The organism is Microbispora cellulosiformans (assembly GCF_008728085.1).
Lineage (GTDB): Bacteria > Actinomycetota > Actinomycetes > Streptosporangiales > Streptosporangiaceae > Microbispora > Microbispora amethystogenes.
Map to the genome: position 1 here is coordinate 76,217 of NZ_VYTZ01000012.1, position 10,978 is coordinate 87,194.

Sequence of the window (10,978 nt, forward strand, 5' to 3'; positions counted from 1 at the left end):
GCCGTCCCGCCAGTGGTCACCGGGGTGGAGGGAGCGGAGCGGAAGGGAGCGAGGACCGCGAGCGTTGCGCCCAGCGGAGCGGGCTTCGCGAGGACCGGAGGTTCCTTCCGGCGCAGTGACCGGCCCGGCCACGACCTAGCGCTGCTCGCGTTCCCTGGTCTTCTCCAGCTCGCGCTGGCGGCGTTCGAGCTCCTTGGCCCGTTCGCGTAGCTCGCGTTCGCGGGCCTTCTCCTGCTCCCGCCGGAGCTTCTCCTGCTCCTTGAGCTGCCGCTCGAGCTCCTTGGCGCGCTCGCGCTGCTCGCGTTCCTTGAGCTTCTCCAGCTCGCGCTGGCGGCGTTCGAGCTGCCTGGCGCGTTCGCGTTGCTCGCGTTCGCGGGCCTTCTCCTGCTCGCGCCGGAGCTTCTCCTGCTCCTTCGCCTCGCGCTCGGTGGGCCGCGGCGTACGGGTCTCGGCAGAAGGGGTCAGGACCAGCCCGCGGGTCGCGCCGGTGAGCCCGGGGTCGGAGTCGAGGCCCTTCAGGCCGTTCCACGACAGGTTCACCAGGTGGGCGGCGACCTCCTCGCGGCGCGGCGTGCGCACGTCGAGCCACCACTGGCCGGTGAGGGCGGTCATCCCCACGAGCATCTGCGCGTACATCGGCGCGAACTTGGGGTCGTAGCCGCGTTCCCTGAACTCGTCCGCGAGCACGTCCTCGACCTGGCTCGCGATCTCGCTGATCAGGCTGGCGAAGGTGCCCGTCCCCGACGCGGCGTGGGAGTCGCGGACCAGGATGCGGAAGCCCTCGCTGCTCTCCTCGATGTACTGCAGGAGGGCGAGCGCGGCGCGCTCCAGCTTGACGCGGGCGTGCGAGGCCGACAGCGCCTGGGTGACCAGGCTCAGCAGGCGCTGCATCTCCCGGTCGATCACGACGGCGTAGATGCCCTCCTTGCCGCCGAAGTGCTCGTAGACCACGGGCTTGGAGACCTTGGCGCTGGCCGCGATCTCCTCGACCGACGTGCCGTCGAAGCCCTTGTCCGCGAACAGGGCCCGGCCGACCTGGATCAGCTGCTCGCGCCGCTCCGCGCCGGTCATGCGTCTTCGAGTTCGGGAGGACTCGCTCACAGGTTCCATGATGGCGGTCGCCCCGGCCGGAGCCCGGCCCGGGACGGGTAAGGGGAGCGGCGCCGTCGAGGGCGCCGGTGCGGACGTCAGCGGAGAGAGGGTGGGGGACAGGGCCGCCGCGTGTGCGAAAGCGGCCCCGCCATCCGCGCCGACGGGGGCGTCAGGCAATGCGCTTCGCCGCCAGCCGCTCCGGTGTCGGCCAGCGCACGTCACGGGCCCAGCCGGCCTTCTCGAACCAGCGGATGAGGCCGGCGCTCAGGTCGATCTGGCCCTTCAGCGCGCCGTGCCGGGCGCAGGTGGGGTCCGAGTGGTGCAGGTTGTGCCACGACTCGCCGAACGAGGGGATCGCCAGCCACCACACGTTGCGGGACTTGTCACGCGACTCGAAGACCTCCTCGCCGAACACGTGACAGATGGAGTTGATCGACCAGGTGACGTGGTGCAGCAGGCCGATCCGGATCACCGTGCCCCAGAAGAACGCGGTCACCGCGCCCTGCCAGGACCACGTGATCAGGCCGCCCAGGATCGCCGGGAGCAGCAGGGAGGTGATCGCCAGGGCCGGGAAGGCCCGGTGCAGCTTCATCACGTCCGGGTCCTTCATCAGGTCCGGGGCGTACTTGGCGCGGTTGACCCGCTCGGACTCGAACAGCCAGCCGATGTGGGCGTAGAGCAGGCCCTTGCACATGGACTTGAAGCCGGGGCCGAAGCGCCACGGCGAGTGCGGGTCGCCCTCCTTGTCGGAGAACTTGTGGTGCTTGCGGTGGGCGGCCACCCAGTCGAGCACGGACATCTCCAGCGAGAGGCTGCCGGCGATGCCGAGGGCGATCTTCAGCGGCCGGTTCGCCTTGAACGATCCGTGCGTGAAGTAGCGGTGGTATCCGACGGTGACGCCGAGGCCGGACACGACGTAGAACACCGCGGCGATCGCGAGGTCGGTCCAGCCGAGGCCCCAGCCCCAGGCGAAGGGCACCGCGGCGAAGACCGCCAGGATCGGCGCGCCGACGACGATCGCGAAGACAACCAAGTCGGCCTTGCTCTTGTCCTGCGGTTCGAAGTCCGGCTTCGGCTGTGGTGCGGCGCGGTCGGTGACGACGGTCATGGGCTACCTCACGGGTGTTGGGAAGATTGTCTAGCTACGCGACCGTAACTTACGCCATCGTAAGTTAGGAACCCCTAAGAGCGAATGTGTGGAAGGTGACGCGCGGGGCCACATCTGGTGGCGAATCCACGTCTTGCACCAACTCTCGGCAATCTGGTAATGCCTGCCGCCGCACATCAGAGGCTCGTCGCCGGCCGCGCGAGGTCCACGGCGACCTGCCCGAAATGTGGCTTAACTAACATCCCGGCCCGTTGTCGTGGGCGTCCGGCTCGTTTTGGGGGCGCGCGTGAGGGGTCGGCTCTGTATCCTGAGGTCGGATTCCGGCTCCTGCCGGAATCCGACAAATGGGACTTTGGCCCATTCCCGGGTCGTCTAGGGGCAAGACTACAGATTTTGGTTCTGTCAACGGAGGTTCGAATCCTCCCCCGGGAGCCTGTCCGTCCGTCCGTCGTGCGCCCCGGGGGGCCTGGTTCCCGCCCGGGGGACGGCAGGTAAGCTCACCTTGTCGAGCGGGTGACCGTGCGGTTCCTGGGTAGTGGACGCGTGGAAGCCGCAGCCGATCCCGCACCGTTTCGTGTAGTAAGCCGCGACGCCGAGGGAGCCTCAGTCCGTGAGTGTGCCGCGCCCGGCAGCCGTGATCGTCCTCGCCGCCGGCGAGGGCACCCGGATGAAGTCGAAAACCCCCAAGGTCCTCCACGAGGTCTGTGGCCGGACGCTGGTGGACCACATGCTCGCCGCCGCGCGCGGCCTCACCCCCGAACGCCTGGTCGTCGTCATCGGCCACGCCCGGGAACAGGTCGGCGCGCACCTGGCGGAGACCGCGCCGGACGCCCGCCTGGTCGTGCAGGAGAAGCGGAACGGCACCGGCCACGCCGTGCGCACCGCCCTGGAGGCCGAGGGCCCCATCGAGGGCACCATCCTGGTGACGTACGGCGACACGCCGCTGCTGCGCGCCGAGACTCTGGCGGTCCTGCTGGAGCGGCACGCCGCCGACGCGAACGCCGTCACCGTGCTGACCGCCGTGGTCCCCGACCCGACCGGGTACGGACGCATCGTGCGCGACGGGGACGGCGCGGTGCTGGAGATCGTCGAGGAGAAGGACGCGTCCCCCGAGCAGCGCGCGATCACCGAGATGAACTCGGGCGTGTACGCCTTCGACGGCGCGCTGCTGGCCGACGGCCTGCGGCGGATCGGCGCCGCCAACGCCCAGGGCGAGGAGTATCTGACCGACGTGCTGGCCATCCTCCGGGAGGACGGCCACCGGGTGGGCGCCTGCGTCGCCGCCGACCACGCGGAGGTCGAGGGCGTCAACGACCGCGTCCAGCTCGCCTTCGTGCGGCGGGTGCTCAACGACCGCATCCTGGAGGCGCACATGCGCGCCGGGGTCACCGTCGTCGACCCCGCTGGTACGTGGGTCGACGCCGGAGTCGTCATGGAACCCGACGTCGTGATCCATCCCGGCACCCAGCTCAGGGGCGCCACGAGGGTCCGGGCGGGAGCCGAGGTGGGGCCGGGCAGCACGCTGACCGACACCGTCGTCGGCGAGGACGCCGTCGTGCGCAACACCGTGGCCGACGGCGCGGAGATCGGCGCCGGCGCCACCGTGGGCCCGTTCGCGTACCTGCGCCCCGGCACCGTGCTCGGCCGCGGCGGCAAGATCGGCGCGTATGTCGAGACCAAGAACGCGCGCATCGGCGAGGGCTCGAAGGTCCCCCACCTCACCTACGTCGGCGACGCGACGATCGGCGCCGGCTCGAACATCGGCGCCGCCTGCGTCTTCGTCAACTACGACGGCGTCGGCAAGCACCACACCGTCGTGGGCGACCACGTCCGCGTGGGCAGCGACAACATGCTCGTCGCCCCGGTCACGATCGGCGACGGCGCCTACACGGCCGCCGGCTCGGTGATCACGTCCGACGTCCCGCCCGGGGCGATGGCGGTCGCCCGTGGCAGGCAGCGCAACATCGAGGGCTGGGTGGCCCGCCGCAGGGCCGGCACCCCGTCCGACGAGGCGGCCCGGCGGGCGCTGGCCGCTCCCGAGACCGCCCCCGAGACCGCTGCGGAGGGCGCGCCCGGGGTGAACGGCGCGGACCCCGCCGCGCGGTGAGGACCACCCACGGCGCGCGCCCCAGCGCGCCGTGCGGGGACAGGAAGAGTACGAGGCGCGGTCCCGACCGCGTAGCGCCGAAGGGCCAGGCCAGGAGGACACCGTGACCGACCACATCGACGGGGCGAAGGGGTTCGCGGGCCCCGGGCGACGCGAGGCCACCGCGGACCGGCAGGCCCGGCCACAGCAGGCGTGGCACGGCCGACAGGCTCGACACGCGAGGAGCGCGGCATGAGCGGCAAGAAGACGACCGGCGAGCGGAACCTCATGTTCTTCTCCGGCCGGGCCCACCCCGAGCTCGCCGAGGAGGTCGCGAACGCCCTCGGTGTCGAGATCACGCCGACCGCGCTGCGCGACTTCGCCAACGGTGAGATCTACGTGCGCTACCTGGAGTCGGTGCGCGGCTGCGACGCCTTCGTGATACAGAGCCACACCGCGCCGATCAACCAGTGGATCATGGAACAGCTGATCATGGTGGACGCGCTCAAGCGGGCCTCGGCCAAGCGGGTCACCGTCATCATGCCGTTCTACGGCTACGCCCGCCAGGACAAGAAGGGCCGCGGCCGCGAGCCGATCACCGCCCGGTTGGTGGCCGACATGTTCAAGCAGGCGGGCGCCGACCGGATGATGTCCATCGATCTGCACACCTCGCAGATCCAGGGCTTCTTCGACGGCCCGGTCGACCACCTGTTCGCGATGCCCGTGCTGATCAACTACCTGCGCGGCAAGCTCGACCCGGCGACGACCACGATCGTCTCGCCCGACACCGGCCGCGTACGGCTCGCCGAGCGCTGGTCCGACACCCTGGGCACCCCGGTGGCCTTCATCCACAAGCGGCGCGACCTCGACGTGGCGAACCAGGTGAAGGTGCACGAGGTGGTCGGCAAGGTCCACGGCCGGACCTGCGTGCTGATCGACGACATGATCGACACCGGTGGCTCCATCTGCAAGGCGGCCGACGCCCTGTACGAGCACGGAGCGACCGATGTCATCGTGGCCGCCACCCACGCGGTGTTCTCCGGGCCCGCCGTGGACCGCCTGAAGAACTCCCGGATCTCCGAGGTGGTCGTGACCAACACGCTGCCCATCGAGGAGGAGAAGAGGTTCGACAGCCTCACGGTGATGTCGATCGCCCCGCTGATCGCCCGGGCCATCACCGAGGTCTTCACCGACGGCTCCGTCACCAGCCTCTTCGAGGGCGACGCCTGACCCGTTCCGGCGCCTGACCTGTTCCGGGCCCCCGGACGCACCCGGGGGCCCGGACCGGTTCTAATAGAGGGCGCCCATCGCCGTACGGACCTCCGCGAGGGTCGCGTCGGCGACGGCGGCGGCGCGCGCGTTGCCGTCGCGGAGCACCCGGCGGACGTGGCCGCGGTCCCCGGCGAGCTCGGCCCGCCGCGCCCGCAGCGGCGCGAAGTGGTCGTTGATCGCGTCCGTGACCAGCGCCTTCAGCGCGGCGGCCCCCCGCCCGCCGATCTCGCCGGCCACCTCCTGCGGGTCCCGGCCGAGGCACAGCGCGGCCAGGAGGACCAGGCTGGACACCTCGGGCCGGGCGGCCGGGTCATAGGTGATGTGGCGGTCCGCGTCGGTCTTCGCGCCGCGGATCAGCCGGGCGGTCTCGTCGGCGGTGGCGGCCAGGGCGACGGCGTTGCCCCGGCTCTTGCTCATCTTGGCGCCGTCGGTGCCGAGCAGCAGCGGCGCCGCGGACAGCAGGGCCTCGGGCTCGGGGAAGACCGGGTTCGCCGGGGAGCCGTAGCGGTGGTTGAAGCGGCGCGCGATGATGCGTGCCACCTCCAGGTGGGGGAGCTGGTCCTGCCCGACCGGGACGATCCCGGCCTTGCAGAACAGGATGTCGGCGGCCTGGTGCACGGGATAGGTGAACATCAGCCCGCTCACCGCCGACTGCCGCGAGTGGGCGATCTCGTCCTTGACCGTGGGGTTGCGGCCCAGCTCCGCGACCGAGACCAGGCTGAGGAACGGCAGGAGCAGCTGGTTGAGCGCGGGCACGGCGCTGTGCGTGAAGATCGTGGCCCGGCCGGGGTCGAGGCCCGCGGCCAGGTAGTCGAGCACCAGGTCCTCCACGCGCTCGGTGAGCCGGTCGGCGACGTCCCGGTCGGTCAGGACCTGGTAGTCCGCGACGAGCACCATCATCTCCACGCCCAGGTTCTGCAGGCGGACGCGGTTCTGCAGGGTGCCGAAGTAGTGCCCCAGATGCAGCCGGCCGGTCGGCCGGTCCCCGGTCAGCGCCCGGAACGTGCCGGGCCGCTCCCGTATCGATCTCTCCAGCTCGGCGCTGCGCCGTCGCGCGCCCGCCACGCCGAGGTCGTCGGACGGGCCGATCTCCAGAGTGGTCGTCATGTGCTCTCTCCCTTGGCAGGTGGTCCGCCGCCGACGGCGACCCCTCGTCCAGGGAGCACGAAAAAGGGCCGTCCATCCGAACGGCCCGGTCGTACGCGTGTGATGGCCGCTCCTATCCGGAGCGCCACCAGCCCTGACACGACGTACGTTGCATGCCGCCAGTGTAACGACCACCCGGCCACCGCGGGAGAGACTGAGCGAAGCGGGAAACACGGTAGGCTGTGAGGGTTGCGCTCGTAACGCCTTCCGCTAGGGCGGGTGAGGGGGAGCGCGTCATCCGTCGAACATCCCTAGGAGATGTGCCGTGTCCGAAGTACGCATCGCCGCCGAGCTCCGTGACGAGTTCGGCAAGGGCGCCGCCCGCAAGATCCGCCGGGCGAACAAGGTTCCCGCCGTTCTCTACGGCCACGGCACCGACACCAAGCACCTGACCCTCCCCGGCCACGAGCTGCTGCTCGCGCTGCGCACGCCCAACGTGCTCATCCGCCTGCACGGTGAGGGCGTGGACGAGATCGCGCTGCCCAAGGGCGTCCAGCGCGACCCGATCAAGGGCTTCCTGGAGCACGTCGACCTGCTCCTGGTCAAGCGGGGCGAGAAGGTCGTCGTCGAGATCCCGGTCACCGTCGTCGGCGAGACGAACGGCAGCGCCATCGTCGACCAGCCGCTGAACACGCTCTCGGTCGAGACCGAGGCGACCCACATCCCGACCGGCGTCGAGGTCGACGTGGACGGCAAGGAAGAGGGCTACATCGTGCACGCGGCCGACCTGAAGCTGCCGGAGGGCACCACGCTGGCCGGCGACCCCGAGGCCCTGGTGCTGCAGGTGATCGGCGCTCCGTCGGCCGGGCTGCCCGAGGAGGGCGAGGCCGCCGCCGAGGGCGAGACCGCCGAGGCCGCCGAGTAGGACCGATTCGTGAGAGAGTCCTCCGCGGGGTGTCCCGCGGAGGACTCTTCCATGTGAGGTGACTATGGAGGAGACAGCGATGTCCGACACGGCCGCGCAGCGGTGGCTGGTCGTGGGCCTGGGCAATCCCGGGCCGGAGTACGCCGGGAACCGCCACAACGCGGGCTTCATGGTGCTCGACGAGCTGGCGGCCCGGGTGGGCGGGCGGTTCAAGGCGCACCGGTCGCGGGCCGAGGTGGTCGAGGGCCGTCTGGCCGCGCTGCCCGTGGTGCTGGCCAAGCCGCTGTCCTTCATGAACCTGTCCGGCGGCCCGGTCAAGGCGCTGGCCGACTTCTACAAGATCACACCCGACCGGGTCGCCGTGGTCCACGACGAGCTGGACATTCCGTACGGTGCGCTGCGCGCGAAGCTCGGCGGCGGCGACAACGGGCACAACGGCCTGAAGTCGATCACGAAGTCGCTCGGCACGCGCGACTATCCGCGCATCCGGTTCGGCATCGGCCGCCCGCCGGGCCGGATGGACCCGGCGACGTTCGTGCTGCGCGACTTCGCCACGGCCGAGCGCAAGGACCTGCCGTTCCTGGTGGACCGAGCCGCCGACATGGTGGAGTCGCTGATGACGGCGGGCCTGGAGGCGACGCAGAACCGGTTCCACGCCGGCGACCTCAACCCGGCCAAGCCGCCCCGCTGAGGGTCCCTCCGCCGGGAGCGCGCGGCTCCCGGCGAGGGGTGACCCGCGGGGGCCTCAGGGACGGCCGAGGGCGCGGTACTCCCAGCCCGCCGCGCGCCAGGCGTCGCGGTCGAGGGCGTGCCGGCCGTCCACGATCCGCCGGTGCGCGACGACCTCCGACAGCGCCTCGGGCTGGATCTCGCGGAACTCCGCCCACTCGGTGAGCAGGACCACCACGTCCGCGTCCCTGGCCACGTCCATGGCGCTGGTGCCGTACCTGAGCTCGGGATAGGTGCGGCGGGCGTTGTCCAGCGCCGCCGGGTCGTAGACCCGCACGTTGGCGCCCAGCCCGTGCATCGTCCGGGCCACGTCGAGCGCGGGGGCGTCCCTGATGTCGTCGGAGTTGGGCTTGAAGGCGGCGCCGAGGCAGGCCACCCGCTGGCCGTTGAGCTGGCCGCCGAGCAGCTCCCTGACCAGGTCGATCGTACGGGAGCGCCGGCGCCGGTTGATGGCGTCGACCTCCCGCAGGAAGGACACGGCCTGGCCGACGCCGATCTCCTCGGCCCGGTAGGCGAAGGCCCGGATGTCCTTGGGCAGGCAGCCGCCGCCGAACCCGAGACCGGGCTGGAGGAAACGGCCGCCGATCCGGTCGTCGTAGGCGAGGGCCTGCGCCAGGTCGCGTACGTCGGCTCCGGTGGCCTCGCAGATCTCGGCCATCGCGTTGATGTAGGAGATCTTGGTGGCCAGGAAGGAGTTGGCGGCGACCTTGACCAGTTCGGCGGTGGGGAGGTCGGTGACCACGGTCGGGGTGCCGAGGTCGAGGATCGGCGCGAACGCCGCGGCCAGCCGCTCACGCGCCCACTCCGTGGTGACGCCGAAGACGAGCCGGTCGGGCCGGAGCGTGTCGTCGACGGCGAAGCCCTCCCGCAGGAACTCCGGGTTCCAGGCCAGCTCCACCTCCGCACCGGCCGGGGCCAGCTCGGTCAGCAGGCCGCTCAGCCGGGCCGCGGTGCCGACCGGCACGGTCGACTTGCCGACGACCAGGCAGCGGCGGGTCAGGTGCGGGGCCAGGCCCCGGACGGCGGCGTCGACGTAGCTGAGGTCGCAGGCGTCCAGGCCGGGCTGCTGGGGGGTGCCCACGCAGATGAAGTGGACGTCGCCGTGCTCGGCGGCCTCGGCGTAGGAGGTGGTGAAGCGGAGCCGTCCCGACTCCAGGGTCTTGGCCAGCAGCTCGGGCAGGCCCGGCTCGAAGAACGGCACCTCCCCGGACTGCAGTTTGCGGATCTTCCCGGGGTCCACGTCGAGCCCGACCACGTCGTAGCCCAGCGAGGCCATGCAGATGGCGTGTGTCGCCCCGAGGTAACCGGTCCCGATCACCGTCAGCCGGGGGAGTTCGGCGTCGCTCATGTCAGTTTCCCAATGAGTGTCGGCGAGTCGCCGTCCGGCGGACTCGGTGCCTGGTGACCGCCGGCGGGGTGTGCCGGGCGGCCGGGGGAGTCGGGCTCCGGCGGGAGGTCCCCGCCGGAGCCGTGGTCAGGAGCAGCCGCCCTTCTTGGTCAGCGCTCCACCGGTGACCTTGTTGTCGCAGGAGATCGTGTTGCCGCCGGCGGTGTCGTTGACGCCGTAGCCGCCCGAGCCGCCGAGGTCGATGACGTTGGCCCGGAACACGTTGCCGGTGCCCCAGCCGTCCACGATCCTGTGGGTCTGGAAGCCGTCCTCGCTGGTGCCGCTGCCGGTGTTGCGCTCGATGACGTAGCCGTTGCCCTTGACGTCCACCCAGGAGTCGTTGTGCTTCGACCCGCCGAGGGCGGAGCCGTCGAAGACGTTGCCGACGATCCGGCCGCCGGAGGTGCCCTCCTTGACGTCCACGGCCTCCGCGGTGGCGCGGATGACGTTGCCGCGCACGACGTTGCGGTCGCTGCGGTCCATCTTCCCACCGGAGAAGGACGCCCAGTTGCTCTCGGCGGTGCCGAGGTAGACACCCTCGCCGAACTTCTCGCGGCGCAGGCCGGTCGCGTAGACCGTGTTGTACTGCACGGTGTTGTCGCTGCTGAAGTTGCGCAGGTGGATGGCCTCGTCCCCGATGTCGTGGACGGTCAGGCCCTGGACGATCGTGTGGGAGGTCTGGTCGGCCATCACGCCCTTCTGGCCGTTGCGGACGTCGAAGCCGATCAACCGCCAGTGGCTCACCTGGTTGAGGTGGAAGGCGTAGCCCTTCTTCACGCCGCCGCCGTCGAGAACCGCGTCGGGCGGGCCGCAGACGAAGATCGGCTCGGACGCGGTCCCGGAGACCGTCGCCACGAACCTGCCGACGTACACTCCGGGATCCAGCGCGATCACCGCGCCCGGCTCGGCGGTCTTCAGCGCCTCGGTCAGCCCGGCCGCGTCGCCGACCGTCACCGTGGCCTCCGGGCAGTCGATCTTCCCCGGCCCCTCGGGGACCGGGACGGCGGGCGGGTCCTGCGTCGGGACGAACGGCACCGCGTCGTCCCCGTCCAGCGCCGCGTCCTGGTCCTCGTACTTCTCGCCGTCGTCCGGCTGCGCGTTCTGGGAGTCCTGGGAACCGTCGTCCATCGCCGCCGGAGGCCGGGTGTTCCCGCCCACCGGGCGGATGTCCTCGACAGGGGGCTCCGAGCCCCCGCCGAACAGCCCGCGCAGCAGCACCACGACGACGATCGTGAGGGCCGCCCCGACGAGCATCCCCACCAGGGTCCTGCGGTCGATGTAGCGGTCCACCGC

9 protein-coding genes and 1 tRNA gene are annotated in these 10,978 nt (G+C 71.3%); 5 read left to right on the forward strand and 5 right to left on the reverse strand.

Features of this window, described 5'->3' with window-relative positions; translation table 11 throughout:
* Positions 1-135: 135 nt before the first annotated feature.
* Positions 136-1,101, reverse strand: coding sequence for a TetR/AcrR family transcriptional regulator (locus tag F5972_RS28055; protein WP_404803082.1), 966 nt, complete (start codon positions 1,099-1,101; stop codon positions 136-138).
* Between the two features lie 160 nt (positions 1,102-1,261).
* Complete coding sequence (locus F5972_RS28060; RefSeq protein WP_150937552.1) at positions 1,262-2,200, reverse strand: acyl-CoA desaturase; 939 nt, start codon at positions 2,198-2,200, stop codon at positions 1,262-1,264.
* 361 nt (positions 2,201-2,561) lie between these two features.
* Here F5972_RS28060 and F5972_RS28065 point away from each other — a divergent pair.
* The 3 genes from F5972_RS28065 (at position 2,562) to F5972_RS28075 (ending at position 5,516) form a co-directional block, all read left to right on the forward strand.
* A tRNA-Gln gene (locus F5972_RS28065) sits at positions 2,562-2,632 on the forward strand.
* A gap of 178 nt (positions 2,633-2,810) precedes the next feature.
* Entirely contained in the window at positions 2,811-4,307 is a 1,497-nt protein-coding gene (gene glmU / locus F5972_RS28070; protein WP_150937554.1) for a bifunctional UDP-N-acetylglucosamine diphosphorylase/glucosamine-1-phosphate N-acetyltransferase GlmU, read from the forward strand.
* Positions 4,308-4,538: 231 nt separating this feature from the next.
* The gene (locus F5972_RS28075) at positions 4,539-5,516 is read left to right on the forward strand and encodes a ribose-phosphate diphosphokinase (protein WP_150937556.1); all 978 of its coding nucleotides are present in this window, start codon (positions 4,539-4,541) and stop codon (positions 5,514-5,516) included.
* A 60-nt stretch (positions 5,517-5,576) separates the two neighbouring features.
* On the opposite strand, the gene trpS is transcribed toward F5972_RS28075, so the two are convergent.
* Positions 5,577-6,665, reverse strand: coding sequence for a tryptophan--tRNA ligase (gene trpS, locus F5972_RS28080; RefSeq protein ID WP_150937558.1), 1,089 nt, complete (start codon positions 6,663-6,665; stop codon positions 5,577-5,579).
* Positions 6,666-6,969: 304 nt separating this feature from the next.
* On the opposite strand from trpS, the gene F5972_RS28085 reads away from it, so the two are divergent.
* The gene (locus tag F5972_RS28085) at positions 6,970-7,569 is read left to right on the forward strand and encodes a 50S ribosomal protein L25/general stress protein Ctc (protein WP_150937560.1); all 600 of its coding nucleotides are present in this window, start codon (positions 6,970-6,972) and stop codon (positions 7,567-7,569) included.
* A gap of 79 nt (positions 7,570-7,648) precedes the next feature.
* Positions 7,649-8,260 carry an aminoacyl-tRNA hydrolase gene (pth, locus tag F5972_RS28090; RefSeq protein ID WP_150937562.1) on the forward strand — a complete coding sequence of 204 codons (612 nt, stop codon included), beginning with the start codon at positions 7,649-7,651 and terminating at the stop codon, positions 8,258-8,260.
* Positions 8,261-8,314: 54 nt separating this feature from the next.
* On the opposite strand, the gene F5972_RS28095 is transcribed toward pth, so the two are convergent.
* Together F5972_RS28095 and F5972_RS28100 are read right to left on the reverse strand one after the other, a co-directional pair.
* Positions 8,315-9,646 carry a UDP-glucose dehydrogenase family protein gene (locus F5972_RS28095; RefSeq protein ID WP_150937564.1) on the reverse strand — a complete coding sequence of 444 codons (1,332 nt, stop codon included), beginning with the start codon at positions 9,644-9,646 and terminating at the stop codon, positions 8,315-8,317.
* Between the two features lie 126 nt (positions 9,647-9,772).
* Positions 9,773-10,975, reverse strand: coding sequence for a NosD domain-containing protein (locus F5972_RS28100; protein ID WP_225311965.1), 1,203 nt, complete (start codon positions 10,973-10,975; stop codon positions 9,773-9,775).
* Between the last annotated feature and the right edge of the window lie 3 nt (positions 10,976-10,978).